We start from the raw sequence: 25,172 nt of genomic DNA, 5'->3' as shown, positions 1-25,172 counted from the left end.
TCGAACGAAGGCGAGCCACGGTTAAGCAGGTTGACGACCTCCAGCCTTCTTCGCCGGTCGGAGCTGTATACGACATCCCATACCCCCCGGGGTGGTACTCGCCCCCTCCCGTCCAGCGCAGCCGCGGAGAGCCTCTCAGCGACTCGTACAGCGCCGCCTTGGCTCTTGCAGCAGGTAGGGATGCCGAACCACGAGATGACTCTCCACGGCCCTCTCAGGACTCCTGACGAGGTCTGGCGATCATTCCCGCCCCCGGCACTAGCAGACCATCCCCGAGCCACCGTCAGCCGTAGCCCGGCCACCGGCCAGCCGTAGTACAAACCGTAGTACAGACCGTGCCTGTTGACCGCCCAGCGCGAGTACGGATACCCCTTGTTTTGCTGAGGCGTACAGCGATGGAAGTGCCTGCAACGGGAACAAAACTCCCTCTGCCGGCACCACTAGATCCTCCAACGCATTGATGCGCCTCGGCTTTTGCTCGGATCAAGCCAAGGCGTAGTACATGCCGGGAAACCGCTGCGACAACGCCAAACGTCAGATTCCGTACAGATCCCCTGCATTACAGACTTTACCCTGCGGAACGCGGCAGTCTCTGGTAATTTGGAGTGGTGATTTAACGAGTTTCGCCTTGTTAAGCGGGGGGTCGCGGCGCGGATCCGCTATGGCTGTAGTCGCTTGGGCAGCGCAGGCGAACGACAGCCCCGTTCGACGCCGTGACCCATCCCCTCCAGGAACTTTGTCTTGATGTGCGTCAAGGACGCCTGCCGTTAGCCTCGGCATGCTCATCGGAGTAGTCAATGGATACGAGGTTTCCGATGTCGCTACTTCGAACATTACTCGCCCTTTTTCTCCTGACGTCGCTGGTAGCCTGCGGAGACTCCATGGTCCCCCGCTTTGGCGCAGCGTCCACCCGCACAGAGGTGGCGGAGCATCACCCCAGCGAGCCGTGGCGACGTCCCGCCGGGATCTTCCGCACAGCTGCACCCTGAACAAATGCTTGGGATGCATGCGCAGCAACTTTGAACTGCGAAACATCCAGTACGACGTAGGCAAGACTTGGCCGCTCCGATCTCTTCGCAAAGCGAGTAAACAAGCTGAGCGACGTGGCTCGGCAGTTCGCTGGCCGCGAAGCTATCCTCCGGCGAGACGTTGGCCCATTAGCCAGCCCGCAGCGCCAAAGGTGAAAATGGCGCCAAGAAGGGTCACCCCTGCGCCTGAAAGCGCGAACTCGCGGAAATCGCCGGCAATGTGCAGTACGTAGAACTGAACTGGTATGACATCCCAGCTTCCCGCGTGGAGGCGCTGAGCGGCGGGAAATGCGAGGAGGACGCCTCCCATCGTTCCTAGAAATGGGAGCCAAGAGCCGTTCTCTACCGACCGGCGAGGGCGGAAGTCATCATCCATCATGACTGAAATACTCACTACCAGATATGACCCTAGGGTAGCGGCCGATTTTGGCAGGTTTAGTACGGGTATGTGGCCAAGTATTGTTGCAAGGCAGCTCACAGCGATGGCCTTCCACATGGCAAATGACTAGCCGTTGCTCACTCTTGGCTTGGAGACTGGACAGGGGGAGCCGGGCCGAAACGCTGGCATTCCGGCCCTCATGTTATCAAGCAGCTACCGAAACCCGCTGCTTGGCCTCTGCTGCATCTTGCTCAGGCGCGGCGGCAGCGTAGGAGCCACTAGCACGTTCCGTCGAGGCGTTCTCGATAGGCTTGAGCGTGATGCCAACCTTGTCGGTGCTGCCAATCAAGGAGATGAGCGACTCCTGCATCATCTTGGCCTGAACCCGTTCGGCGGCTACACGCGAAGCGGCGATATCGGAAACCTCTTCGGCTTCCTCAGGCAGTATGGACGCGGTCAGGCCAGCCTCTTTCACGTCCTTTTTCCCAGCACGCTCCGAGGCCATCGAATTCTCAGAGGCTCTGCCGAAAGCTGCGACGGTGTCGTCGTTGGCGTCGCTTCCATTCGCCCCCTGCGCGGTGGCCGCCCCAGTGGCTCCGGCAACGGCATTGTCTTGGCTCTCGGGATTGTCTTGAGCTGCCTTCTCTGCAGCCTCAAGGGCTTCTTCCTCGGCCTTGGCCTGAGCCTTCGCGAGATCCTCGGCTTCCTCAGCGGCCTCCTTGGCGGCCTTCTCGGCAGCTTCGAGGGCCTCCTCCTCGGCCTTGGCCTGAGCCTTCGCAGCATCCTCAGCAGCCTCGGCGGCTTCCTTCGCGGCCTTCTCAGCGGCTTCGAGTGCCTCTTGCTCGGCCTTGGCTTGCGCTTCGGCTTCTTCCTCTGCTGCCTTGGCCTCTGCCCTGGCGGCATCCTCAGCCGCCTCGGCAGCCTCCTTGGCGGCTTTCTCGGCGGCTTCGAGGGCCTCCTGCTCAGCCTTGGCCTGCGCCTCAGCGGCGTCCTCCTGAGCCTGCAATGCCGCCTTTGCCGCGTCCTGCTCGGCTTTCGTCATCGTTGTCGTGTTGGTGGAGCTGCTGCTCGTGTCACCAGAAATGTCCACGATGATCGCCGGGGAGGTTTGCGTCCCACTGGATGTCGTCGGTTCATTAGTAGTGGTCGTGGTCGTGGTCGTGGTCGTGGTCGTGGTGGTCGATGCGGCATTCTGCGCGGCTTGCCAGAGCGGATCGAGCGGCTGGCTGATAGTGGAGATTGTCATTCAGAAGTCCTCCCTCGTGACATGCCCACAAGCACTGCTAGTCGATCAGGGCAGAAGTCGCGGTGGGGTGAGGCTTTTTCGAGCCTGCGTTCATCGCAGGAAAACAGTGCCATGGAACTGGACGAACTGCATACCGTGGGACACCAATCCAGTGGCCGGGCAAGCTCGATCATTGAACAAGGGTGAGGCTGCACGACTCATCGGCAGTTGCAAGCTGAAGCCATTTCCGCAGGACGGCTAGAGGGTAGCCATGACCATAGCCGTGACCCACGCCCTCGGTCTGCCAGCCGCCGATTTGGTCTACGATATCTGACGGGCATTCCACGGCACGAAGGCGGTCACGCATCGAGTGCCTGAAGCTATGCATGGTTGCCCCTTCCGGCACGTAGGCCTTAAGCCACTTGTTGAGGCCCGCGCTGGCAGCGTTAGCGTTCGTCGTATCGGTCTTGTTGTAGCGCGGGAATGCGAAGCCCGAGCCTCCATGCGCGGTCCGTAGTCGTTCAGCAGCCCACCGAGCAGAGCCAACGAGAGGGACCTCTCTCGTGCTGCCAGCCGTCTTGAGCCTACGCCAAGGTTGCGGAGTGATCTGTGCTGTGTAGTTGCCCTCATCGTCATGCACGATGTCCTCGCAGAGCAGCCCAGCCGCCTCTGCTAGCCGCATCCCCGTATCCGCGACCAAGGCCACGAGCCAGCGCATCTCGTCGTCCAGCCGATAGCACTCGGCTTGCACGGTTCGGACGGCTTCGACCGGAATAGGCTGGCGATCCGACACGCCTGCAGATCGGTCATAGTAAACCTTGCCGAAGGGGTTCGTGAGTTCGATCCCTTCTTCGTTGGCGGCGAAATTGATGATCGACCGCACCGAGCCGAAGACTCGGGTGATGCTGCTCCCGGCCATCCCACGAGCGATCAACGCATCACGGAAGGAGTTGGCGTCCGCCTTCGTATAGCTAGTGAGCGGCTTGTCCCCGCAGGTGTCGATGACATAGCCACAGGCCCGTTCAGCTGCCCGGTGGAAGGTGATCCCCTTTTCGCAGCCCTTGAGACGCAGGTATGTCACCAGAGCCTCAGAGAGGCTCATACAGTCGATGTTGACACTGCCACCTTCGAAAGCCCGCCGCGCAGGACCAGCCACACCCAGACGCAGCATGTGCTTCCCCGGAAGGTCCGCATCCTGGCTGCGCAAGTGGTACCAATATTCATCGAGTTGGCTCGCTGCTCGTACGGCCCGTGCAGCCGCCACTCGTGCTGACCTCGTTCGAAGCGAATACGAGATCTTCGATGACGTGTAGTGGCGCCTCAGTTCCGTCGGCACCCGACGCTGGAAGTAGAAGATGCCATCCTTGAGGAAGCAGTGAGGGGCAGAATTGTACTCCGGCATGTACTACGCCTTGGCTTGATCCGAGCAAAAGCCGAGGCGCATCAATGCGTTGGAGGATCTAGTGGTGCCGGCAGAGGGACTCGAACCCCCGACCCCCTGATTACAAATCAGACGCTCTACCAGCTGAGCTATGCCGGCCCCGCGGCCGGTGTAGCCAGAGCGGCGCGGCGTGGCAAGCGGCCTCGGCCCGAATACATCTGGCGACAAAACTTCCTCGCCCCGAGGCTGGAAACCGGACCACAGCCGCCGCTACAAGGGCGATCGAGCCGCAGGAGATCGCCATGACCGACACCGCCGAGCAGATCCTCGTCGTCGATGACGCGCGTGATATCCGCGAGCCGCTGGGCCAGTACCTCAAGAAGCAGGGCTACCGGGTGCGGCTCGCTGCCTCGGCGGCCGAGGCGCGCGGCATCGTCGAGACGGCACGGATCTCGCTCGTGGTGCTCGACGTGATGATGCCGGGCGAGGATGGGCTGAGCCTGTGCCGCTGGCTGGTGGCGCATGGCGGGCCGCCGGTGATCCTGCTCACCGCCATGGCCGACGAGACCGATCGCATCGTCGGGCTGGAACTCGGCGCGGACGACTACGTGACCAAGCCGTTCAACCCGCGCGAATTGCTGGCACGGGTGCGCGCCGTGCTGCGCCGCACACCGGCCGCCGCGCCCGTGCTCGACGCCACGCGGCGCCGTTTCGCCGGCTGGACCCACGACCCCACGACCCGGAAGCTCAGCCACGAGGACGGACGGATGGCCGATCTCACCACCGGCGAGAGCAAGCTTCTCGGCCTGCTGCTCGACTCGCCCCGCACTGTGCTCGACCGGGTCCGCCTGCTGGACCTGATGGCCGGGCGGGAGGCCAAGGCCTATGACCGCGCCATCGACAACCAGGTCAGCCGGCTGCGACGCAAGATCGAGGACGACCCCAAGCAGCCGCGGCTGATCGTCACCGAATGGGGCGGCGGGTACCTCCTCGCGGCCGATGTCGAGGTGCTGGAATGAGATTGGTCCGGTGGCTGCCGAAAGGTCTGGCCGCACGCTTCGCCCTGCTGCTTGCCGGAGCACTGCTCGCCGCCAATCTCGTGGCGGTGGGCCTGCTTTCCTTCGAGCGCAACCGGCTTGACCGCGAGGCGGGTGCGGCGCGCGAGGTCGAGCGGATCGTGGCGCTGGTCCCGGCGATGGAGGCGCTGCCGTCGATGGCGCGCGCCGCACTCGCGCGCAAGGCCTCGACCCGGCTGGCCCGGATCGAGGTTGCGCCGCAGCCATTGGTGGAGACGCCCGCCCGCGAGGGACGGGCTGCGGCGTTGCAGGCGCGGCTCGGGCAGGCCCTGGACGGGCGCGAGACCCGGGTGGCCCTGCGTGACCGGGGCGCCCATTCGCCGGTGCCGAACTGGCGACCGGCGCGGGGTGGCGTCACCGCCGTCTCGATCGCGCTGGAGGGCGGGGGCTGGCTCAACGTGACAGCGGCCACGATGCGCCCGCCCGACGGGGTTCAGGAAGAGGTGCTTCTGCTGGTGCTGGGCCTGTCGCTGCTGGCGGTGCTCGCGGTGGGGCTGTGGTTCGTACGTCAGCTCACCCGGCCGCTCGGCGCGCTGGCGGAGGCCGCGCGCGCCGCCGGTCGCGGCGACCGCAGCGCCCGCGTGCCCGAGCGCGGCGCGCGCGAGATGCGGGCCGCCGCCGTGGCCTTCAACGACATGCAGGCCCGGATCGCGCGGTTCGACGCCGAGCGGACCCGCACCCTCGCCGCCGTCGGTCACGACCTGCGCACGCCGATCACCAGCCTGCGGATCCGCGCCGAGATGCTCGACGAGGAGGAGGGAGCGCCGATGATCCGGACCCTCGACGAGATGGCGGTGATGGCCGAGGGGCTGGTGAGCTTCGCCCGCTCCGGCCACGATTCCGAGGCCGCGACCGAAATCGACCTGAACGAGCTGCTGCGCGATCTTTGCGCGGAACGCGGCGCGCAGTGCGAGGGGAAAGGCCCGCTGCAGGTGCGCGGCCGGCGCGTCGCGCTGTCGCGCGCGATCGGCAACCTCGTCGACAACGCCCTGCGCTATGGCGACACGGTGCGGGTGACGCTGGCGCGGGGGCAGGGCATGGTGCGGATCACCGTCGAGGATGACGGCCCCGGCATTCCCGAGGACCGGCTGTCCGAGATGTTCGAGCCGTTCGTGCGGGGCGAGGAGAGCCGCAGCCTCGACACCGGCGGTGCCGGGCTCGGCCTGTCGATCGCGCGCGGCATCATCCGGGCCCATGGCGGCGAGATCCGGCTGTCGAACCGGCCTAAAGGCGGGCTCAGGGCCGTGGTCGAACTGCCGCTGGCCTAGATCGCCAGCGGCGGTGTCGGGCCGCTCTCCTCAAGCTGCCATACCGCCGACCAGGCTCCGCCCGTGCGTTCCAGCACCAGGAAATTACGCTCGGCCACATAGCGCCGCCGCATGCCGGGCAGCGGCAGGATCCGGATCGGATGGCCCGAAAGCGGCCCCTCTCCGAGGCTGCCGAGCCAGCCCAGACCGCGCGCATAACCCTTGGGTGGGGCACGGTGCGCGATTCCGGAGGCGACCAGCTGATGGACCGGGCCGGGGGCGGCGGCCATCTCGGCCCGGGTGGCGAGGTGGATTTCGCCCGAAAGCGCCGTCACCGGCCCCGCCTCGCGCAGCCCGATCACGGCACGCAGCGCACGTTTCCAATCCTCCCGATGGGCCCGGCTTTGCCATTGGTCGCGCAGGTCGTCCTCGTATTTCTGCATTCCCGGCCAGACCCACATCACCGCCTCGACCAGCGACAGGCGCGGGCCGAGGAGCGGCACCGACGAGACGAGGAACATCTTCTCCGGCTCGGGTGCGGGCCGCTCCAGAAGGCTCCAGCCGGCCTCGCCCATGACCTGCCTGCGTCGCCGCTCCGAGCGCAGGTCGGGCGCGCGCAGCGTGACGCCGGGCAGGGTCCGCTCCCAGCCGAGATTGCCGCCCGTGGGATCGACGAAGATCTCGGCGACCTCGGTCTCGACCGCGCCGTGCTGGAACAGCAGGTACATCTCGCGCGCCACGCGGAACAGGGTCCGACCGACGGCGCTGTCGGTCGCCTTTTCCGGCAACGACCCCCAGCCGTCGCAGATATCGTGGTCGTCCCAGACGGCCAGCGTCGGCACCCGTCCCATCAGCGCCGCCACCGCCGCCGAGGACAGGCCCCGCATGTAGCGCCGCACGAAGCCGGCCCGCAGATGCGCGGCCAGATCCTCGAGATCCTCCTCGGTCGGGGCGCGCCGGGGCAGATCCTCGGGCCAGCCATCGCTCAGCGGATGGCCCTGCGTCACCTCGTCGGCATAGATCTGGTCACCGCCCTGGATCAGCACCGCAAAGGGGCGCTCGTCGTGCAAGGCGCGCATACGCTCCCACATCGCGTCCCGCTCGGCCGGGTCGCGGTCGAGGTCGCCGATCTCTTCGCCGTTGCACGACAGGAAGCCGAGGCGCAGATCGCCGGATAGCTCGGTCTCGACCGGGAAGCTTTCGCCCTCGAACTCATAGCCCGGCGCCCCCGGAGCGAGCCGGAAGTCGAAGCGCCAGATCGCGAGACCTTCGAGCGTGGCGATGCGGCGGGGCTGGTGGTCGTTGCCGTCGATCCTGAGCGGGCCGCAGGCCTCGTCCTCGGGCCTTATGACGATCGCGGCCAGGCGCAGCCCGGCCGCGTCATGGCTGCGCAGGTGCAGGATCGGGCCGGCGCGGCGGGATGCGGAACGTTCGGTCAAGGGTCGGCCTCCTCGTGCCCGGAGGCCGGGCGGCTCACTTCTCGGCGTAGGTCGCCCAGGTTTCTTCCTCGGGCGGGGCGGGCAGCTCGGCACCGCCGCGCTGACGATGCAGATGCACCTTGGCGATGAAATTTCCAGAGATCGGCGCGGTCACGAAGAGGAATGCCATCACCAGCATCTCGTGCAGCGAGCCGTCGCCGGTCGCGAAGGCGTGGATCATCGCGGCTAGGAGGAGCGAGCCCACCCCGAGAGTCGAGGCCTTGGTCGGGGCGTGCAGCCGCTTCATCGGCTGATCGAGCTTGAGCAGCCCGTAGGAGCCGATCAGCGTGAAGGCGGCGCCGATGATGAGCAGCACGGCGACGAGGATCTCGGCAAGAAACAGAATATCGGTCATTCGATGATGTCCCCGCGCAGCACGAAGCGCGCCAGCGCCACGGTCGAGACGAAGCCCAACATGGCGAAGATCAGCGCGCTCTCGAAATAGATCTGGGTGCCCCAGATCAACCCCAGAAGGATGATCAGGCCGATGGCGTTGATCACCATGGTGTCGAGCGCGAGGATGCGGTCGCCTGTATGCGGGCCGATCACCAGCCGGATCATGGCGAGGATCTGCGCCAGCCCGACCGCGCCCGTGGCGATGTAGAGAGCGGTGTCGATCATTCGAAGATCTCCTTCAGCCGACGCTCGTAGCGAGACTTGATGTCGTCGCGCACGGCGTCCGGATCGGGCGCGTCGAGCGCGTGGACCAGCAGGGCGCGGCCATCGGCGGAGAGATCCGCGCTGACCGTGCCGGGGGTGAGGGTGATGGTGCCCGCGAGCATGGTGATCGCCTCGGGGGTGCGCAGTTCGAGCGGGATCACCACCCAGTTCGGCGCCATGTCGGCGTTGCGCTTGAACAGCACGATCATCGCCACCTGCACGTTGGCGACGATGATGTCCCAGATCACCAGACCGAGATAGGAGACCAGCCGCAGCGGGTTGCGGATCCGCGGCCGGTCCGGCCAGTAGGCCCGCGTGGCCATCGGGATCAGCAGGCCGAGGATCGCCCCGAACACCATCGTGCCGAGGGTGATGTCGTTGATCAGGAGGCACCAGACCACGATCAGGAGCGTGGTCAGGAGCGGGTGCGGCAGCAGCCGTCGCGTCATCTGCAGCGCCATGTCAGTGGTCCTCCCCGGTCTCGGCCTCAACCTCGGCCCCGGTGTCATGCGACGAGGCCTCGTCGCCATGCGTGTCGTCCTTGATCTTCTTGCCGGGGGTGGTCAGCACCAGCTCAATGTAAGGCGCGGGCGCAAAGAGCTGTGCCGCCGTTGCCGTCAGCGCGCGGTTGACCGGTCCGGCCAGCACCGTGAGCGCGACGAGCAGCGCGATCAGCCCGCCGATGGCGACCATCGGCGTCACAGGGCGCGGCGCGACCGGACCCTTGGTGCTGTCGGGCTGGACGGTCTCGTCCTCGACCTCGGGTTCGGTCTGCGGATCGGCCTCGCCGATGTCGGGCCCCTCCTGATGCGCCTTCCAGAAGATCAGCGATCCGGCCCGGGAGAAGCCGACCACGGCCACCAGCGACCCGCTGAGAACCACAGCCCAGACCCACCACACGAGCGGACTGGACAGCGCCGCATCGAGAATCAGCAGCTTGCCAAGAAAGCCCGAGAGTGGCGGCAGGCCGGTCATGGCGATGGCCGCGACGAAGAACATCCCCGCGATCAGCGCGCCACCGGCGATCGGTCGGCCATGCACCAGCATCGGACCGGCCGCGCCGCGCCCGTCGCGGATCTGGTCGACCAGCAGGAACAGGGCCGCCGTCGCCAGGGTCGAATGGATCGCGTAGTAGAGCGCCGCGGCGATGCCCTCGGGGGTGAAAAGCGAAACCGAGGCCAGCAGCAGGCCCATCGAGCCGATCACCGAGAACGCCACCAGCCGGTCGATCCGCGCCGCGCCCAGCACGCCGATCATGCCGAGCGCGAGCGTCAGCAGCGCAGCAGGCATGAGCCAGACGTCGAACAGCCCCTGTGTGATCTCGAGATCCGGCGGGAAGACCAGCGTGTAGACCCGGATGATGCCGTAGGCGCCGACCTTGGTCATGATCGCGAAGAGCGCGGCCACGGGGGCGGGGGCGTGGGCGTAGCTGTCGGGCAGCCAGAAATGCAGCGGTAGTACCGCGGCCTTGATCGCGAAGACCATCAGGAGCAGCACCGCCGCGACCCGGATCCCGGCGCTCGCGGCCGGGTCGAGCTCGGCCACGCGCCCGGCGAGATCGGCCATGTTGAGCGTGCCGGTCTGGGCATAGATCGTGCCCAGCGCGAACAGGAAGAGCGTGGAGCCGAGCAGGTTGTAGAGCACGTATTGCGTGCCCGCCCGGAGCCTCTGACGCCCGCCCGAATGGATCATCAGGCCATAGGAGGCGATCAGCAGCACCTCGAAAAACACGAAGAGGTTGAAGGCGTCGCCGGTGAGAAAGGCGCCGAGGATGCCCATCAGCTGGAACTGGAACAGCGGATGGAAGTGCCGTCCCCGCAGGTCCCAGCCCGAGCCCATCGCATAGAGCAGCACCAGCGGTGCCAGCACCGTGGTCAGGAGCAGCATCAGCGTCGACAACCTGTCGGCCACCAGAACGATGCCGAAGGGCGCGGGCCAGTTGCCGAGCTGGTAGAGGGTGATCGTGCCGTCGGAGGCCTGCCAGAACAGGCCGGCCGAGATCACCGTCAGCGCCAGCGCCCCGGCCATCGACAGCGCGCGCTGCACCACGATGTGCTCGCGCACCATCAGCACGAGGATCGCCGCCAGCATGGCAGGCAACACGACGGGGGTGATGATCCAATGGCTCATTGGGCGGTCTCCCGCGGTTCTGCGGGCCGGTCGACAAGGTCGTCATCGGCCGAAAGCCACGAACCCAGCGCGATGATCACCACCACCGCGGTCATCCCGAAGGAGATGACGATGGCGGTCAGCACCAAGGCCTGCGGCAGCGGGTCGGTATAGCGCTCCGCCCCGTCGCGCAGCACCGGCGGCGCGTCCATGGCGAGCCGCCCGGAGGCAAAGAGAAAGACGTTGACGGCGTAGCTCAGCAGCGAGGTGCCGATGATCACCGGAAATGTCCGTAGGCGCAGCACCATGTAGATGCCCGCGGCCGTCAGCACACCGACGGCCGACGCGATCAGGAGTTCCATGTCAAATACCCTTCTCTTGTCCGCCGGCGGCCGGGGCCAGCTCCTCGTCGCGCGAGGGGTCGATGTCCATCGCGTGGTCGGAGGTTTCCGTGCCCGCCCTGTAGCCCAGACGCGAGAAACTTTCGAGCGACAGCATCACCGCGCCGACCACGGCGAGGAACACGCCGAGATCGAAGCCCATCGCCGTGGCCAGCTCGAACTCCTCCATCGGCGGGATCCGGAAGTATCCGAAGGCCGATGTCAGGAAGGGCTGACCCACGAGCCAGGCGCCGATGCCGGTGAGACCGGCGACGAGGACGCCCGCGCCGATGATGCCGTGATAGGGGTAGCGCTGGCGGCGCGCGGCCCAGGCGAAGCCCGAGGCCATGTATTGCGTCACCACCGCGATCGCCACGACGAGGCCCGCGACGAAGCCGCCGCCGGGCGAGTTGTGGCCCCGCAGGAAGATGTAGACCCCGACCATCAGGATCACCGGCATCATCACCCGCGTCAGCACCACCATCATCAGCGGATGCGCGTCGCCGGCGCGGGCCTCTTCATGGCCACGGTTCAGCAGTTTGCGGCGCACCTTGCCCGAGAGCAGCGTCTCGGTCAGCGCGTAGATCACCAGCGCGGCGATGCCGAGCACGATGATCTCGCCGAATGTGTCGAAGCCCCGGAAGTCGACGAGGATCACGTTGACCACGTTGTCGCCGCCGCCGCCCTTGTAGGAGTTGGCGAGGTGATAGTCCGAGATCGGCGCGATCGGGAATTCGGTCGACAGGATGCTCCAGATCAGCCCTGCCGCCGCGACACCGCCCGCGCCGGCGATGATCGCGTCGCGGGTGCGCCGCGCCGCGCCGGATTCGTTGGGCGTGGTGTTGGGCAGGAAGTTGAGCGCCAGAAGCAGCAGGATGATCGTCACCACCTCGACCGAGATCTGCGTGAGCGCGAGGTCGGGGGCCGAGAAATGGTTGAAGCCGACCGAGACCATCAAGCCAATGATGCCCATCAGCATCAGCACCGCGAGGCGGTTGCGATGGGCCGCGACGAGAAAGCCGGTGGCCGCGATCAGCATCGCCCACGCGGCGATGGCGACCGGGGTAACGGGCAGCAGCGGCCGCCGGATCTCGGCGCCGGTCGTGCCCGAGAACCAGGCATGCGCGCCCACCGCCACCACCGTCAGCACCATGATCGCCGCGTAGCGGGTGAAGGCGCCGTCATGCAGCCCGCGCGTGATGGGCCGTGCCAGCCCGACGCAGGCCGCGATGAGCCGGTCGAAGATGTCCTTGGCCTCCGGGCGCGGCGCGGCTTCCCAGATCCGCGACAGCGGCGCAAAGACCGACAGCAGCAGCGCGCCGCCGACCACCGCGATCGCTGACATCAGCAGCGCCGGGGTCAGGCCATGCCAGATCTTGAGATGCGCGTCGGGCAGTTCGGCGGCGGTGCCGATCACCGCCCCGGTGACGAGCTTGACGAAGGGCTCGGCCAGGGCCGGGAACAGGCCGATCACCACCACGGGGATGATGAGCAGCGCGGGCGGCAGCCACATGCCCGGCTTCGGATCGTGCGGATGCGCGGGGTAGTCGTCGCGCTCGGCACCGAAGAAGGTGTGGGCAATCAGACGGAAGGAATAGGCCGCAGAGAACAGCGCACCGAGCGTCGCTACCACCGTGACCAGCATCGGCATGCCGAACAGGGTCGTATGGGCGGCCTCCTCGAGCATCATTTCCTTGGAGAGGAAGCCGTTCAGCAGCGGGATGCCCGCCATCGACAGGCCCGCCAGCGTGGCGATGGCGAAGGTGATCGGCATCAGCCGCCGCAGCCCGCCCAGCCGCCGCATGTCGCGGGTATGCGCCTCGTGATCGACGATGCCGGCGCTCATGAAGAGCGCGGCCTTGAAGCTGGCATGGTTGAGGATGTGGAACACAGCCGCCATCGCCCCGAAGGCGGTGCCGGTGCCCAGAAGAAAGGTAATCAGGCCGAGATGCGAGACGGTCGAGAAGGCCAAGAGCGCCTTCAGGTCGTGCTTGAAGATCGCGATGAAGGCGCCGAGCACCATGGTCACGAGGCCTGCGCTGGCGACGAGCCAGGTCCATTCCGGCGTGCCAGCCAGCACCGGCCAGAGCCGCGCCATCAGAAACAGCCCCGCTTTCACCATGGTGGCCGAATGCAGGTAGGCCGAAACCGGGGTGGGCGCGGCCATCGCGTGCGGCAGCCAGAAGTGGAACGGGAACTGCGCCGACTTTGTGAAGCAGCCCAGCAGAATCAGTAGCAAGGCCGGAACGTAGAGCGGCGAGGCCTGCACCACGTCACGCTGTTCGAGGATGACGCTCAGATCATAGCTGCCGACGATCCCGCCCAGCATCAGCATGCCGCCGATCAGCGCCAGCCCGCCCATGCCGGTGACGGCGAGTGCCATCCGCGCGCCCTGGCGCCCTTCGGGCAGGTGCTTCCAGAAGCCGATCAGCAGAAAGGAGGACAGCGAGGTCAGCTCCCAGAAGATCAGCAGAAGCAGGATGTTGTCGGACAGGACAATGCCGACCATCGCACCTTGGAACAGCAGCAGGTAGCTGAAGAACTCGCCCATATTGTCGTCGCGCGACAGGTAATGGCGCGCATAGGCGATGATCAGCAGGCCGATCCCGAGGATCAGCCCTGCGAACATGAACCCGAGCGGATCGAGGAACAGGTTCACGTCGAGCCCGAGGCCCGGCAACCAGGCGAGCCGCGCGGTGGGCGTCTCGCCGCGCAGCACGGCGGGCAGATGCGTGAGCAACCCGATCGCGGCCGTGGCCGTGACCAGCAAGGTGGCGGTGTAGCAGGCCTGGCGACCGGCCCGGATCATCAGGCCGGGCAGCAGCGCGCCGAGGAACGGGAGGAGGACTATGAGGAATAGCGACATGGCGCGCACTATTGCGGAGACGCGCGGCAACGGCCAGACATCCGTGACGATTTCCGGCGCTCAAGGCTGCAACATTATGCCTCAGGGGGTGGTCGGGGCGGGTGCGGCGCGCCCCCATGCCGCTCGGCAGCGGCCGGGCGGGTCCGTAGACCCCCGGGACCCGCCGAATCGAAGACCCCCGAGCGACCTTGGCATCCGCCCAGCGCACGGGCTAATGCTTGCCCATGCCGGTGGGGAGGACGCGATGAGCTATCTTGGAATCGATCTGGGCACCTCGGGGCTGCGGGCCCTGTTGGTTGACGCCGACGGCAAGCCGCTGGGCGCGGTGGAGCGGCACTACAGCGCCAGGCATCCCCATCCCGGCTGGAGCGAGCAGGACCCTTCCGACTGGATCGCGGCACTGGAGGGTGCCGTGGCCGAGCTGCGGGCCGCGCATCCCGAGTTCGTGGGTCTCCGGGGGATCGGTGTTGCGGGCCACATGCACGGTGCGACCCTGCTCGACGATGCAGACCGGGTGATCCGGCCCTGCATCCTGTGGAACGACACCCGCGCCCATGCCGAGGCCGCGCGGCTCGACGGCGTCGAGGATGTTCGCGCATTGTCGGGCAACATCGTCTTTCCGGGCTTCACCGCGCCCAAACTCGAATGGGTTCGGGCGCATGAGCCCGAGAACTATGCCCGCATCGCCAAGGTGCTGCTGCCCGCCGCCTATCTCAATCTCTATCTGACGGGCGAGCATGTCTGCGACCTGTCGGACGCGGCCGGGACCTCCTGGCTCGATGTCGGCGCGCGTGGCTGGTCGGATCGCCTGCTCGCGGAGGGCCATATGCGTCGCGAACAGATGCCGCGCCTGGTCGAGGGCTGCGAGAAGGCGGGCGATCTGCGCCGCGACCTTGCCACTGCCTGGGGAATCGCGGGTCCGGTCGCGGTAGCCGGCGGGGCCGGAGACAACGCGGCCGCGGCCTGCGGCATGGGCGCGCTGTCCGAAGGGCAGGGCTTCGTCTCGCTGGGGACCTCCGGGGTGCTGCTGGCGGCGCGCGACGGGTATCACCCCGCGCCCGAAACCGCGCTGCACACTTTTTGCCACGCGGTGCCGGCGCGCTGGTACCAGATGGGCGTGATGCTCTCGGCCACAGACAGCCTGAACTGGCTGTCCTCGATCACCGGGGCCCGCCCGGCCGAGCTCACCTCTGGATTGGGCGAGGCCCTGAACGCGCCGGGGCGGGTGCGGTTTCTACCCTATCTCTCGGGTGAGCGTACGCCGCACAACGATGCCGCGATCCGTGGCAGCTTTACCGGGCTCGGCACCGACACCACCCGCGACGACATGACCCGGGCCGTGCTCGAGGGGGTGGCCTACGGGCTGCGCGATTCTTACGACGCGTTGGTCGGCACCGGCGCCCGGATCGACCGGCTGATGGCCATCGGCGGCGGCACGCGGTCGTGCTACTGGCTGCGGCTGATCGCGACGGTTCTCGGCGTGCCGCTCGACCTGCCGCAGGACGGCGAGTTCGGCGCGGCGCTGGGCGCTGCGCGGCTGGGCCGGGTGGCGGCCACCGGCGAGGCGCCGGAGACGGTGATGACCCCGCCCGCGATCGGCGCGCGGATCGAGCCCGAAGCCGCGCTGCTCGCGGCCTTTGCCGAGGGTCACGCCGCCTTCCGCGCGTCCTATCCGGCCATCCGGGGCATCCAGTAGCGGCGCGTCAGCGCGCCCTCGGGCGGTGGTTGACCGACACCCAATCCGACTCGGGCAGGATCGTGCGGACCCTGCCGTCGTAGAGGATCAGCAAACGGCCTTCCCGCACGTCGAAATCGACATCTTTTTCCGAGGTCATCCGGGTCGTGGTGCCGTCGGGATGATAGATCGTGAAGGTCCTTGCCATAGCCTCGGCGTCCTCCGGATCGCTGGTCATGTCACCTGTCATGATGCTCCTCTCCGTCCCCGTGTCCTCGCGATGCTGGATCCCCGACGCGCTTCGGGCAACCTGCCGGAATGGAGCAGCCGTTTCGTCGGCCGGGTCGCCGCCCCACGAGGATTTGCCCAAGACACGACGCGGTGCTAAACGACCTGCTTCCTGCCGCACCGCCCGGATCGAGACATGAGCCAAGGCCAGACCGCCCTCCAATCCGCCGCCCGCCTTTCCGTCGCGCCGATGATGGATTGGACCGACCGTCACTGCCGGCACCTGCACCGCCTGCTGTCGCGCCGCGCTCTGCTCTATACCGAGATGGTGACCGCACCCGCGGTGATGCATGGCGACCGCGAGCGGCTCTTGGGTTTCGCACCGTCCGAGCATCCCGTGGCGCTGCAGCTGGGCGGGTCCGACCCGGCCGAACTGCGCGAGGCGACCCGGGTCGGCGCCGATTTCGGCTATGACGAGATCAACCTCAACTGCGGCTGCCCCTCGGACCGGGTCCAGTCGGGAGCCTTTGGCGCGGTGCTGATGACCCGGCCAGAGCTGGTGGCCGAATGCTGCGCCGAGATGATCGCGGCGAGCCCGGTCGAGGTCACGGTGAAGTGCCGGATCGGCGTCGACGAGCAGGAGCCCGAGGAAGTGCTGCCACGCTTTCTCGAAACGGTCGCCGCGGCCGGGGTGACGCGCTTTACGATCCATGCCCGCAAGGCCTGGCTGCAAGGGCTGAGCCCCAAGGAAAACCGCGACATCCCGCCCCTCGATTACGATCTGGTCATGCAGATGAAGCGCGACTTCCCGCAGCTGCATCTTTCGGTCAATGGCGGCATCGCCACGCTCGACGCAGCCGAGGATTTTCTCGCGGCCGGGCTCGACGGGGTGATGATCGGGCGCGCAGCCTATCACCAGCCGGCCGACATCCTGTGCGCGGCCGATCGGCGGATCTGGGGCGAGGGCGAGGACAGCGCCCCCGAGGCGGCTGTGCGAGAAATGCTGCCCTATATCGAGGCGCATCTTACGGGCGGCGGCCGTCTTCATCAGGTGACGCGACACATGCTGGGGCTCTTCGCCGGGCGGCCCGGTGCGCGCGGCTGGCGGCGGGTGCTCTCCGAGGGCGCCTCGCGCCCCGGCGCCGGTCCGGAGCTGGTGCGCGAGGGGCTGGGCCGGATCGAGGATCTGCAACAGGCGGCCTGAGGGGCGCCGGCGGGCCCTTGTGGCCGCGCCGCGCAGAGGGCATCGCTCGCGTGTCCAAGCCGGAGCGCCAGATGCCTGATACGACGCTGCTTCTTTCCATGGCCGCCATGCTCATGGCGATCGGCGCCTTCGCCGGCGTGCTGGCGGGGCTGTTGGGCGTCGGCGGCGGCATCGTGCTGGTCCCCGCCTATTTCTATGCCTTCGCCGCGCTGGGCTACGAGACGCCGCAGCTGATGCAGATCTGTCTCGCCACCTCGCTCGCCACGATCACCGTCACCTCGGCCCGCTCGGTGGCGAGCCACAACCGCAAGGGCGTGGTCGATTGGAGCGTGCTGCGCGGCTGGGCGCCGGGGATCGCGGTGGGGGCGTTGATCGGCGTGCTCGTGGTCGCGCAGCTGCGGACGGTGACGCTGCAGCTGATCTTCGGAATCCTGGCGCTGACGGTCTCGCTCTACATGGTGCTAGGGCGCAGCCACTGGCGGCTGGGGTCGGCGATGCCGACCGGCTGGCGCCGCGCCGCGATGTCGCCGCTGGTGGGCTTCCTGTCGGTGCTGATGGGGATCGGTGGCGGCAGCTTCGGCGTGCCGATCATGACCCTGCATGGCATGGCGATCCATCGCGCCGTCGCCACTGCGGCGGGGTTCGGCCTGCTGATCGCGCTGCCCTCGGTCGCGGCGTTCCTGCTGACGCCGTTGCCCGCGGGCGTCGCGCCGCCGATGACGCTGGGCGCGGTAAACCTGCCGGCCTTCGGGATCGTCATCGCGATGACCCTGCTGACCGCGCCTCTGGGGGCGGCCCTGGCGCACCGCACCGACCCAAAGCGGCTCAAACGGGTGTTCGGCGGGTTCCTGATCCTCGTTGCGCTCAACATGCTGCGCAAGGCGCTGATCTAGTCCTTGAGCCGTGCTTTGCGGCCGCCGCGCCGTGCCGTCGGAGCCGCCTGGCGATGTGGCAGGTCGTCCATGATCGCGCGGCGCTCCTCCGCGCTCATCCGGCCCCATGCCGCGATCTCGTCCATCGAGCGGGCGCAGCCGAGGCAGAGCCGCGTCTCGGGATGGATCGTGCAGAGTTTCACGCAGGGGCTCTCCACCTCGCCGCGCTTCCAGACCGCGTCGCTCACGACCGGCCCATATAGCTCAGCCGGTCGAGTAGGCCCTGCAGGATATAGCTCGCGGCCACCGCGTCGATCAGCTCGCCGCGCCGCTTTCGCGAATGATCGGATTCGAGCAGCGCGCGCTCGGCCGCGACCGTCGAAAGACGCTCGTCCCAGAAGCCGATCGGCAGATCCGTCAGGCGCGACAGGTTGCGCGCAAAGGCCCGGGTCGACTGCGCCCGAGGGCCCTCCGTGCCATCCATGTTGCGTGGCAGGCCCAGCACCAACCCCGCGATGCCACGATGGGACGCGATCTCCAGAAGCCGGTTCGCGTCGTCGGTGAACTTCTTGCGCTTTACCGTCTCGAGGGGGGTCGCCACCGTGCGCAGCCCGTCGGAGACGGCGACGCCGATCGTCTTGGTGCCGAAATCGAGCCCGGCCAGTGCGCCGGAACGGGGCAGGGCGGCGGCGAACTCCTCGGTGGTCTCGTGGATCATCGCGTTACCCCCGCCGCCTGCGCCGCAGCGCGAATTTCCTCGAGCGCCGGGTCCCCGGCGAAGACTTGCTGCGCCTCGCCCCAGATCGCCTCGGCGCGTGTGGCCTCGCCCAGCACGCCGAGTGCCCTGATCAGCCGGGCCCAGTCGGACGCAGGACCGCCGCTCTCCGCAAGCCGGGATGCGAGGTTCTCGACCATGCCGCGGATCATCTCCTGCCGGGCTTCGGGCTCCATGTCCTGCGCCGCCGCCACCTCCTCGGCCGTGGGGCCGGACGCGGCGGGCGGGGTATAGTCGACCCCTGCGAACTGCGCCGCACGCCCGATCTGGGCGCGGGCTAGCTCAACATGCGGCGAGGCCGGATCACCGGTCTCGATCGCCCGCCGCCAGAAGCGGAAGGCGAGGTCGGGCCGCTCGATCTGGGCTTGCAGCAGGCCCAGATAGTAGAGCGGTCCGGCCGCGTCCGGGCGCGCCGCGCGCAACTCGCGCAGCAGCGCCTCGCTTTCAGGGGTGACGATTCCGCCCGCCGCCGCCACCAGACGGTCGACCAGCGCCATGCGATCCTCGAAACCTGCATCGGCGCCCTTGATCTCGATCACCCGTTCCTGCGCGCGGGCGGCAGCGGCGTAATCGCCCAGCGCCGCCTCGTGTCGCGCGAGAAGCTGCCAGCCGGTCAGATCGTCGGGCCGCTCGGGCACCGCCGCGCGCAGTTTCTCGACCATCTCCACGTATTCTTCGGGCGCATCGACCGGCAAAGGCGGCGCGACGGCCTCGGCCTGGGCCTGGCTGGGGCGAGCCGCGCTCAGTTCGCGGGCCTCGGCCAGCCGTTCTGCCAGCGGCCGGTCGGGTAGGCCGGGCGCACCGAGATCGGTGTAGAGGATCATGGCGCCGCCGATCACCACGAGCGCCCCGAACAGCAAGGCGGGTAGCATCGGGCCGCGCCCGGCCGCCGGGGCCTGGCGCACGTCCTTGTCGGCGGCGAGCAGGCGGCGGCCGATCTCGGCGCGGGCGCGTTCGGCTTCTTCCTCGCCGATCAGCCCCCGGGCGCGGTCGGTCTCGATCTCGGCGATCTGGGCCCGGTAGAAGGCCATGTCGGGGTCGGTGCCGGTGCTGGCCGGACCACGCCGGAGCGGCGCGGCGAGCGCGATCGCCACCACGGCGGAAAGCGCCAGCGCGAGGATCCAGAACAGCATGGCCTTCTCCTTTCGGTACGCGTCGTTCCTACCTGTCGGCGCGCCGTCCCGAAACCCCGCTTGGCGCGGCCCGAAGACGCAGCCACTGTGGCGGTTCCGCTGCAACGCCCCAGGTTCGCAAAAAATTGAACCCGGCGCGGAACCCCCCCTCACGGGCGACGTTGGCCGTTGAATGACACAATGACGGAGCATCTCGCATGTCCGACCCGAACTTCAACAACAACAATGTCAACCCGCCGCCGAAGAAGGGTGGCACCTCGATCGCGCTGATCGTCGGCGGTCTCGTCGTCGCAGTGATCGTGCTCTACTGGCTCTTCGCCGGTGGCAACGATGTCAACGAGGCGGATCTCGGCGCGACCGAGACCAACATCAACGTCGAGGCCGAGGGCGCGGCGGAGAGCATCGAGGAATCCGGTGCTGCCGTGGTCGAGGAGATGGAAGAAGGCGCCGCCGAGGTCGAGGCCGAGATCGAGGAAGGTGCCGCCGAGATCGAGGAAGCGCCCAGCGATTCCGTCGACGTGATCGAGGTCGAAGGCGACGCGGAAGTCGTTCAGTAACGCCGCCTTCACGCCCCTCTCGGGGCATCGCCAAGTTTTCGGGGCCGGGGCCATGTGCCGCGGCCCCGTTTCGTTGCAGAAGCTCCTACCCTTCGTAGGGACGGAAGCGGGTGCCCGAGGCCGTGGCGATGCGGTCGATCTGGGCTGCGACGTCCTCGTTACCGAGTGCGCTCCATCCCGGTGCGGCCGATACCAGCCCGTCGCGCGCGAGGGCGGTCTGGATCGCGGCGAAATCGACCTCGCCCCAGCTCAGCCGGTTCGGGCGCTGCGCTTTTTCTTCGATCCAGTTGCGCTGCAGCGCGTCGATTGCCGTCGCTCGGGCGCCGCTGAAGGCACGCAGCTGCCGCGCGAAGATCTCGGCGAGCCCGCCCGGCCGCCGGGCGATGATCCCCACTTTCTGCTCTGCGTCTCCGACCAGCGCCAGCAGGTGCAGGGGCGAACAATCGACCGCCACGATCTCGCGCGCCGCCTTGTAGGCCGCGATCTGGCTGGTGAAATCATGCTGCTGCGGGTGAAAGACGCTGTAGCCTTGGTCCGCGAGCCAGGCTTCGAGCCGCGCTTCGCCCAGGATCGATCCGCGCCCCACGGGCAGGCCGCTGCGCGAGATGTAGATCCGCTCCGCCCCGGCTGGCGCCACGGCCTTCCCGGCATGCTCGCGCATGAAGCGGCGGAATTCGGCGGCGCCCTCGATCATTCCGAACATGCCGAAGCCCTGCACCGGGACGTGCAGCCGTTCGACCCGCGTCGGCCGCTCTAGGCTGCGCATCGGCAGGTCGACCCCCAGCGCGGCGAGAAAGGGTCGGTAGGTGTCGGCCACCTGCTGCACCCGGTGCTGGAACTTGGGCACGAAGAGCACCCCGTCGATTTCGTCACGCAGTCCCTCCAGCGCCCAGAGCCTGGCGATGCTCTCGACCAAGAAATGACCGAAATGTCCGAAGAGCGGCCCCAGGAACAACCATCGCCCTGCCAATGTCTCTACTGGGCGGGACGGGGGCGGTGGGGGCAGGGTGACGGCGCTGTCGCCGCGCCAGGTGATCGCCTCGGGGACCGGCTGCCCGGCTTGGGTCAGAACCCCCGAATGCTGGACCGCACGGTTCGGCGCCCCGATCGGCGGCGGCACGACGAGCGCATGGTCGAGACAGCGCGTCAGCCCCTGGATCGGCCGCGACAGGTCCGGCGGAGGGGGAAGGTCGTCGATCATGAAGGCTCCTCCGGCGGGCTGGCCGCGCCTACCTAGACAAGCGGGCGCCAATCCGCCACGGGTGCGGCTTTTCATCCTTGGCACTGTTGTCTGGCCGCCGCCCGCTGGCTAATCTTTGACTCAACCTAGACGGGAGTGTGCGTGAACCGCAATATCGAGAGCGTTCCTGCCACCGAGGCCCTCGCGCGGGCCCGCGGCAACCCGTATCGCCGCTACCCCTCTCCCGAGCGCGGTGGCGAGCGGCTTTATCCCTTGGCCTCCCCGACGGCGCGGCCGGGTTTCGAAATCGGCCCGGATGACACGATCTTCGCCATCGGATCCTGCTTTGCCCGCAATGTCGAGCGAGCGCTGGAGAAGACCGGGCGTCGGGTGATCAGCCGCGAATTCGATCTCGGTCCGATCGGCGACAGCCTCGGCGACGCGGCAAACTTCTTCAACAAATATTCGATCCACTCGGTCCTGAACGAGCTGGAATGGGCGCTGGAGCGCGACACGTTCCCCGGTGCCGCGATCCTCTACGAGGCTGGTGGCGGTCCTTTCGGCGACGCGCAGCTCGGCATGGCCCGGCTCGACTTCTCGGTCGAGGAGATCCTCGATTTCCGGCATCGCTATCTCGACGCGATGGCGCAGGTGGTCGAGGCCGACGTCATCATCGTCACGCTGGGCTATGTCGAGACCTGGTACGACAGGCAGCTCGGCCTCTATCTCAATGTCGCCCCGCCGACGACGGCGGTGAAGGCCGAGCCGGAGCGCTTCGAATTCCGGGTGCTGAGTCATGCCGACGTGCTCGACGGGCTGGAGCGGCTGGAGACGCTGCTGGCGCGGCACCGCAGGAAGCCGCTCAAGATGCTGCTTACCGTGTCGCCGGTTCCGCTCCTGGCGACGTTCCGCGACATGGACGTGCTGGTGGCCAACGCCTATTCGAAATCGGTCCAGCGGGCCGCGATCGAGGAATTCGTGACCGGGCGTGACGGGGTGGACTACTTCCCGTCCTACGAGTTCGTGACGCTGTCGAACCCCGCCATTGCCTGGTCGCGCGGCGATTACCGGCATGTCTCCCCCGATCTGGTGGCGCGCATCATGGCGGACGTGCTGGACCGCTATGTCGGCGGCACCGCGCCGGGCATGACGCTCGAGGCGCTGCTCTCCTCGATGCGGATGCTGGCCCGGCTCGAGGATCATGCCGGTCTCAGAGCGCTGGCGGCGCAGCATCGCGCGCTCACCGACGGCAGCATCGACGCGCTGATGCTGGAGGCGACCGCGGCGCGCCGGATGGGGGATCTGGAGGAGGCCTGGGACGTGCTGACCCGCGCCGCCGCGCTCGCCCCCGGCCGGGCCGATCCGCTGGAACGGCTGATCACCCTGTGCCGCCCGCTCCGGCGACGCGACACCGCGCTGACGCTGCGCGACCGGCATGTCCGCGAATTTCCCGAGCGCGAGGCCTTCCGCGACAAGCTCGGCTGGCTCTGATCGCGGCCCGCAAGGGCCGATTTTGCCGCGCATCCCATTGACCTTTGGGGCGCAGGGGTTCTGTTATGTGGCGCAAATCCACCCTCTGGCAGAAAAGCGAGACCGACATGGCTTTCGAACTTCCCGACCTTCCCTACGCCCACGACGCGCTCGCCTCCAAGGGCATGTCCAAGGAGACGCTCGAGTATCACCACGACCTGCACCACAAGGCCTATGTCGACAACGGCAACAAGCTGATCGCCGGCACCGAGTGGGACGGCAAGTCGATGGAAGAGATCATCCGCGGCACCTATGACAAGAACGCGGTGGCCCAGAACGGCATCTTCAACAACATCTCCCAGCTGTGGAACCACAACCAGTTCTGGGAAATGATGACCCCGAACGACAGCAAGATGCCGGGCGAGCTGGAAAAGGCGATCACCGACAGCTTCGGCTCGGTCGACAAGTTCAAGGAAGACTTCGCCGCCGCCGGCGCCGGCCAGTTCGGCTCGGGCTGGGCCTGGCTGGTCAAGGATGCCGATGGCGGCCTCAAGGTCACCAAGACCGAGAACGGCGTGAACCCGCTGTGCTTCGGCCAGACCGCGCTTCTGGGCCTCGATGTGTGGGAGCACTCCTACTACATCGACTACCGCAACAAGCGCCCGGCCTACATCTCTAACTTCCTCGACAACCTCGTGAACTGGGAGAACGTCGCCTCGCGCATGTAAGGCTGACGGCGGCAGCTTCCGCTGCAGGTTATCCGGCCCTCGCGCTTCGGCGCGGGGGCCTTTTCGTTTGCAGCCAATCCGATGGCGCGCTTCGGCGCCGGTACCTTCGCATGGCGAAGGGTCCCGGGTGTTCGCGGCATGTGGAGCAGGCGGCGGCGCAAACCCTGCCGATGTGCATGCCGGGCCGTCCGGACCCGGAACCGCCCCCCGCACCATTCGTTCCTCCCTCGAACAACGAAAGGAGGCTCCCATGGCCGACAGGGCACGATCCAAGGACGGCGTGAAGGAAACCGACGCCTATGTGACCGATGAGGACAAGGGCGGTGCGGGCAACCAGCCGGGGCGCGAGGGCGGCGACCTGACGCGCAAGGTCGGCACCCGCGACGATCTCAAGCGGGCCGAGCAGGACGACCCCGGCGCCACCCGCGTGCGCAAGAGCGACGAGAAGGACAACGACTGATGGCCAAGATCGACAACGGCACATGGGTGCTCGTCGCCGATGGCGAGAAGGCCCTGATCCTCGAGAACGTCACCGACGACCAGCACCCGAACCTTCGCGTGGTGCGCAAGGAGGAGCAGGAGAACCCGCCCGACCGCGAGCAGGCGACCGACAAGGCAGGCCGCCTCGCCGATAACGGCCCCGGCCAGCGCACGGCGCTCGCCGAGACCGATTTCCACCAACTGGCCAAGGACCGCTTCGCCGCCGACCTCGCGGACATCCTCTACCGCCACGTCCACAAGGGCCGGTTCGAGAAGCTGGTCGTCGTGGCCAGCCCACAGGTGCTCGGCGCGCTGCGCGAAGAATGGCACAAGGAGGTGGCCGACACGGTGGTGGTCGAGATCCCGAAGACGCTCACCAACCACCCCGTCGCCGAGATCGAGAAGGCAATCGCCGCCGAAACGGCCTGATTGCACCAGATGAGAGGCGGCCCCGGCCGCCCTCAGCCCTCCAGCGTCTCGGCCAGCACCTTTTCGAGCGCCTTGACGCTCGAGACGTATTGAACGAACGCCTTCAGCCCGTCATCGGCGAAGCCCTCGTCGATGACGTGGTTGATCAGCTGGCGCAGCGGCTGCCAGTAGCCGTCGCAGTCGAGCAGCAGGATCGGCTTGCCATGCAGGCCGAGCTGGCGCCATGTCAGCACCTCGAAGAACTCGTCGAGCGATCCGGCGCCGCCCGGCAGCATCACGATCGCATTGGCGTTCATGAACATCACCTTCTTGCGCTCGTGCATGGTCTCGGTGACCACGTAGGTGTCGAGATCGGTCTTGCCGACCTCCGCCTCCACGAGGTGGCGCGGGATCACCCCCATGCTGGCACCGCCCGCGCCCTGCGAGGCGCGCGCCACCGTGCCCATGAGCCCCACATCGCCGGCGCCGTAGACCAGGCGCCAGCCGCGCCGGGCCAGCATCTCGCCGGTCTCGCGCGCGGCAAGCTCGTAGGCCGGTCGGATGCCGGGGCGAGAGCCGCAGAACACGCAGACCGAGGCGGAAAAGACGGGCAGGGGCATGGCGAAACTCCGG

At 67.6% G+C, this 25,172-nt stretch carries 25 protein-coding genes and 1 tRNA gene; 10 read left to right on the top strand and 16 right to left on the bottom strand.

Annotated features, from left to right (window positions below; translation table 11 throughout):
* Positions 1-1,612 precede the first annotated feature (1,612 nt).
* The 3 genes from FHS00_RS02965 to FHS00_RS02955 form a co-directional block, all read right to left on the bottom strand.
* Positions 1,613-2,653, bottom strand: a complete 1,041-nt coding sequence (locus FHS00_RS02965; RefSeq protein ID WP_183469693.1) for a hypothetical protein — start codon at positions 2,651-2,653, stop codon at positions 1,613-1,615.
* Positions 2,654-2,822: 169 nt separating this feature from the next.
* Positions 2,823-4,034, bottom strand: a complete 1,212-nt coding sequence (locus FHS00_RS02960; protein WP_183469691.1) for a DUF6538 domain-containing protein — start codon at positions 4,032-4,034, stop codon at positions 2,823-2,825.
* Positions 4,035-4,096: 62 nt separating this feature from the next.
* Positions 4,097-4,172 (bottom strand) — tRNA-Thr (locus FHS00_RS02955).
* Between the two features lie 143 nt (positions 4,173-4,315).
* Between FHS00_RS02955 and FHS00_RS02950 the strand changes: the two genes are divergently transcribed.
* Both FHS00_RS02950 and FHS00_RS02945 read left to right on the top strand, forming a co-directional pair.
* Positions 4,316-5,032, top strand: coding sequence for a response regulator (locus tag FHS00_RS02950; protein ID WP_183469689.1), 717 nt, complete (start codon positions 4,316-4,318; stop codon positions 5,030-5,032).
* Positions 5,029-6,357 carry an ATP-binding protein gene (locus tag FHS00_RS02945; RefSeq protein WP_183469687.1) on the top strand — a complete coding sequence of 443 codons (1,329 nt, stop codon included), beginning with the start codon at positions 5,029-5,031 and terminating at the stop codon, positions 6,355-6,357. The genes FHS00_RS02950 and FHS00_RS02945 overlap by 4 nt, the downstream gene beginning before the upstream one ends.
* Here FHS00_RS02945 and FHS00_RS02940 read toward each other — a convergent pair.
* From FHS00_RS02940 to FHS00_RS02910, 7 genes are read right to left on the bottom strand one after another with little or no spacing between them, the layout of a single operon-like run.
* Positions 6,354-7,775: an alkaline phosphatase D family protein gene (locus FHS00_RS02940; protein ID WP_183469685.1), complete on the bottom strand. Its 1,422-nt coding sequence runs from the start codon at positions 7,773-7,775 to the stop codon at positions 6,354-6,356. The genes FHS00_RS02945 and FHS00_RS02940 overlap by 4 nt on opposite strands.
* 34 nt (positions 7,776-7,809) lie before the next feature.
* Positions 7,810-8,169, bottom strand: coding sequence for a Na+/H+ antiporter subunit G (locus FHS00_RS02935; protein WP_183469682.1), 360 nt, complete (start codon positions 8,167-8,169; stop codon positions 7,810-7,812).
* Positions 8,166-8,435: a K+/H+ antiporter subunit F gene (locus tag FHS00_RS02930; RefSeq protein WP_183469680.1), complete on the bottom strand. Its 270-nt coding sequence runs from the start codon at positions 8,433-8,435 to the stop codon at positions 8,166-8,168. Before FHS00_RS02930 ends, FHS00_RS02935 begins: the two co-directional genes overlap by 4 nt.
* Positions 8,432-8,923 carry a Na+/H+ antiporter subunit E gene (locus FHS00_RS02925; protein WP_183469770.1) on the bottom strand — a complete coding sequence of 164 codons (492 nt, stop codon included), beginning with the start codon at positions 8,921-8,923 and terminating at the stop codon, positions 8,432-8,434. Before FHS00_RS02925 ends, FHS00_RS02930 begins: the two co-directional genes overlap by 4 nt.
* A gap of 13 nt (positions 8,924-8,936) precedes the next feature.
* Entirely contained in the window at positions 8,937-10,604 is a 1,668-nt protein-coding gene (locus FHS00_RS02920; RefSeq protein ID WP_183469678.1) for a monovalent cation/H+ antiporter subunit D, read from the bottom strand.
* On the bottom strand, positions 10,601-10,945 hold the full coding sequence (locus FHS00_RS02915) for a Na+/H+ antiporter subunit C (protein WP_183469676.1): 345 nt from the start codon (positions 10,943-10,945) through the stop codon (positions 10,601-10,603). Before FHS00_RS02915 ends, FHS00_RS02920 begins: the two co-directional genes overlap by 4 nt.
* A 1-nt stretch (position 10,946) precedes the next feature.
* The gene (locus FHS00_RS02910) at positions 10,947-13,829 is read right to left on the bottom strand and encodes a monovalent cation/H+ antiporter subunit A (RefSeq protein WP_183469674.1); all 2,883 of its coding nucleotides are present in this window, start codon (positions 13,827-13,829) and stop codon (positions 10,947-10,949) included.
* A gap of 244 nt (positions 13,830-14,073) precedes the next feature.
* Here FHS00_RS02910 and xylB point away from each other — a divergent pair, with 244 nt between their 5' ends.
* Positions 14,074-15,525, top strand: coding sequence for a xylulokinase (gene xylB / locus FHS00_RS02905; RefSeq protein ID WP_183469672.1), 1,452 nt, complete (start codon positions 14,074-14,076; stop codon positions 15,523-15,525).
* A gap of 7 nt (positions 15,526-15,532) precedes the next feature.
* Here xylB and FHS00_RS02900 read toward each other — a convergent pair whose 3' ends face one another.
* On the bottom strand, positions 15,533-15,754 hold the full coding sequence (locus tag FHS00_RS02900) for a hypothetical protein (RefSeq protein ID WP_183469670.1): 222 nt from the start codon (positions 15,752-15,754) through the stop codon (positions 15,533-15,535).
* A gap of 174 nt (positions 15,755-15,928) precedes the next feature.
* Between FHS00_RS02900 and dusA the strand changes: the two genes are divergently transcribed.
* Entirely contained in the window at positions 15,929-16,936 is a 1,008-nt protein-coding gene (gene dusA / locus FHS00_RS02895) for a tRNA dihydrouridine(20/20a) synthase DusA (RefSeq protein WP_183469668.1), read from the top strand.
* A gap of 71 nt (positions 16,937-17,007) precedes the next feature.
* Positions 17,008-17,829, top strand: a complete 822-nt coding sequence (locus FHS00_RS02890; protein ID WP_183469666.1) for a sulfite exporter TauE/SafE family protein — start codon at positions 17,008-17,010, stop codon at positions 17,827-17,829.
* On the opposite strand, the gene FHS00_RS02885 is transcribed toward FHS00_RS02890, so the two are convergent.
* Genes FHS00_RS02885 through ccmI form a run of 3 tightly spaced genes read right to left on the bottom strand, consistent with a single transcriptional unit; the run spans position 17,826 to position 19,716 of the window.
* Positions 17,826-18,056 (bottom strand): DUF1289 domain-containing protein, encoded by a 231-nt coding sequence (locus tag FHS00_RS02885; RefSeq protein ID WP_183469664.1) that lies wholly within the window; start codon positions 18,054-18,056, stop codon positions 17,826-17,828. The genes FHS00_RS02890 and FHS00_RS02885 overlap by 4 nt on opposite strands.
* Positions 18,053-18,526 carry a Holliday junction resolvase RuvX gene (gene ruvX, locus FHS00_RS02880; protein ID WP_183469662.1) on the bottom strand — a complete coding sequence of 158 codons (474 nt, stop codon included), beginning with the start codon at positions 18,524-18,526 and terminating at the stop codon, positions 18,053-18,055. Before ruvX ends, FHS00_RS02885 begins: the two co-directional genes overlap by 4 nt.
* A complete protein-coding gene (gene ccmI / locus FHS00_RS02875; protein ID WP_183469660.1) occupies positions 18,523-19,716 on the bottom strand; it encodes a c-type cytochrome biogenesis protein CcmI in 1,194 nt (397 codons plus the stop codon). The genes ruvX and ccmI overlap by 4 nt, the downstream gene beginning before the upstream one ends.
* A 197-nt stretch (positions 19,717-19,913) precedes the next feature.
* On the opposite strand from ccmI, the gene FHS00_RS02870 reads away from it, so the two are divergent.
* Positions 19,914-20,273, top strand: coding sequence for a hypothetical protein (locus FHS00_RS02870; RefSeq protein WP_183469658.1), 360 nt, complete (start codon positions 19,914-19,916; stop codon positions 20,271-20,273).
* Between the two features lie 85 nt (positions 20,274-20,358).
* Here FHS00_RS02870 and FHS00_RS02865 read toward each other — a convergent pair whose 3' ends face one another.
* Positions 20,359-21,474, bottom strand: a complete 1,116-nt coding sequence (locus FHS00_RS02865) for a glycosyltransferase family 61 protein (RefSeq protein WP_183469656.1) — start codon at positions 21,472-21,474, stop codon at positions 20,359-20,361.
* A 141-nt stretch (positions 21,475-21,615) separates the two neighbouring features.
* Here FHS00_RS02865 and FHS00_RS02860 point away from each other — a divergent pair, with 141 nt between their 5' ends.
* The 4 genes from FHS00_RS02860 (at position 21,616) to FHS00_RS02845 (ending at position 24,560) form a co-directional block, all read left to right on the top strand.
* A complete protein-coding gene (locus FHS00_RS02860; protein ID WP_183469654.1) occupies positions 21,616-22,944 on the top strand; it encodes a GSCFA domain-containing protein in 1,329 nt (442 codons plus the stop codon).
* A 107-nt stretch (positions 22,945-23,051) separates the two neighbouring features.
* Entirely contained in the window at positions 23,052-23,651 is a 600-nt protein-coding gene (locus tag FHS00_RS02855) for a superoxide dismutase (protein WP_183469652.1), read from the top strand.
* 250 nt (positions 23,652-23,901) lie between these two features.
* On the top strand, positions 23,902-24,111 hold the full coding sequence (locus tag FHS00_RS02850; RefSeq protein WP_183469650.1) for a hypothetical protein: 210 nt from the start codon (positions 23,902-23,904) through the stop codon (positions 24,109-24,111).
* The gene (locus FHS00_RS02845) at positions 24,111-24,560 is read left to right on the top strand and encodes a host attachment family protein (protein WP_183469648.1); all 450 of its coding nucleotides are present in this window, start codon (positions 24,111-24,113) and stop codon (positions 24,558-24,560) included. The genes FHS00_RS02850 and FHS00_RS02845 overlap by 1 nt, the downstream gene beginning before the upstream one ends.
* A gap of 32 nt (positions 24,561-24,592) precedes the next feature.
* Here FHS00_RS02845 and FHS00_RS02840 read toward each other — a convergent pair whose 3' ends face one another.
* Entirely contained in the window at positions 24,593-25,159 is a 567-nt protein-coding gene (locus FHS00_RS02840; protein ID WP_183469646.1) for an LOG family protein, read from the bottom strand.
* Positions 25,160-25,172: the final 13 nt, after the last annotated feature.

Source organism: Limimaricola variabilis (assembly GCF_014195545.1).
GTDB lineage: Bacteria > Pseudomonadota > Alphaproteobacteria > Rhodobacterales > Rhodobacteraceae > Limimaricola > Limimaricola variabilis.
This window is presented reverse-complemented; position numbering and strand designations above follow the sequence as displayed.

Bases quoted from the DNA above. Each gene is read 5' to 3' on its own strand.
- FHS00_RS02840 (WP_183469646.1), bottom strand. From the start codon at position 25,159: ATGCCCCTGCCCGTCTTTTCCGCCTCGGTCTGCGTGTTCTGCGGCTCT.
- FHS00_RS02900 (WP_183469670.1), bottom strand. From the start codon at position 15,754: ATGACAGGTGACATGACCAGCGATCCGGAGGACGCCGAGGCTATGGCA.
- FHS00_RS02920 (WP_183469678.1), bottom strand. From the start codon at position 10,604: ATGAGCCATTGGATCATCACCCCCGTCGTGTTGCCTGCCATGCTGGCG.
- FHS00_RS02930 (WP_183469680.1), bottom strand. From the start codon at position 8,435: ATGATCGACACCGCTCTCTACATCGCCACGGGCGCGGTCGGGCTGGCG.
- FHS00_RS02890 (WP_183469666.1), top strand. From the start codon at position 17,008: ATGCCTGATACGACGCTGCTTCTTTCCATGGCCGCCATGCTCATGGCG.
- FHS00_RS02865 (WP_183469656.1), bottom strand. From the start codon at position 21,474: ATGATCGACGACCTTCCCCCTCCGCCGGACCTGTCGCGGCCGATCCAG.
- FHS00_RS02925 (WP_183469770.1), bottom strand. From the start codon at position 8,923: ATGACGCGACGGCTGCTGCCGCACCCGCTCCTGACCACGCTCCTGATC.
- xylB (WP_183469672.1), top strand. From the start codon at position 14,074: ATGAGCTATCTTGGAATCGATCTGGGCACCTCGGGGCTGCGGGCCCTG.
- FHS00_RS02870 (WP_183469658.1), top strand. From the start codon at position 19,914: ATGTCCGACCCGAACTTCAACAACAACAATGTCAACCCGCCGCCGAAG.
- FHS00_RS02915 (WP_183469676.1), bottom strand. From the start codon at position 10,945: ATGGAACTCCTGATCGCGTCGGCCGTCGGTGTGCTGACGGCCGCGGGC.
- FHS00_RS02855 (WP_183469652.1), top strand. From the start codon at position 23,052: ATGGCTTTCGAACTTCCCGACCTTCCCTACGCCCACGACGCGCTCGCC.
- dusA (WP_183469668.1), top strand. From the start codon at position 15,929: ATGAGCCAAGGCCAGACCGCCCTCCAATCCGCCGCCCGCCTTTCCGTC.
- ruvX (WP_183469662.1), bottom strand. From the start codon at position 18,526: ATGATCCACGAGACCACCGAGGAGTTCGCCGCCGCCCTGCCCCGTTCC.
- FHS00_RS02850 (WP_183469650.1), top strand. From the start codon at position 23,902: ATGGCCGACAGGGCACGATCCAAGGACGGCGTGAAGGAAACCGACGCC.
- ccmI (WP_183469660.1), bottom strand. From the start codon at position 19,716: ATGCTGTTCTGGATCCTCGCGCTGGCGCTTTCCGCCGTGGTGGCGATC.
- FHS00_RS02950 (WP_183469689.1), top strand. From the start codon at position 4,316: ATGACCGACACCGCCGAGCAGATCCTCGTCGTCGATGACGCGCGTGAT.
- FHS00_RS02960 (WP_183469691.1), bottom strand. From the start codon at position 4,034: ATGCCGGAGTACAATTCTGCCCCTCACTGCTTCCTCAAGGATGGCATC.
- FHS00_RS02910 (WP_183469674.1), bottom strand. From the start codon at position 13,829: ATGTCGCTATTCCTCATAGTCCTCCTCCCGTTCCTCGGCGCGCTGCTG.
- FHS00_RS02845 (WP_183469648.1), top strand. From the start codon at position 24,111: ATGGCCAAGATCGACAACGGCACATGGGTGCTCGTCGCCGATGGCGAG.
- FHS00_RS02965 (WP_183469693.1), bottom strand. From the start codon at position 2,653: ATGACAATCTCCACTATCAGCCAGCCGCTCGATCCGCTCTGGCAAGCC.
- FHS00_RS02945 (WP_183469687.1), top strand. From the start codon at position 5,029: ATGAGATTGGTCCGGTGGCTGCCGAAAGGTCTGGCCGCACGCTTCGCC.
- FHS00_RS02935 (WP_183469682.1), bottom strand. From the start codon at position 8,169: ATGACCGATATTCTGTTTCTTGCCGAGATCCTCGTCGCCGTGCTGCTC.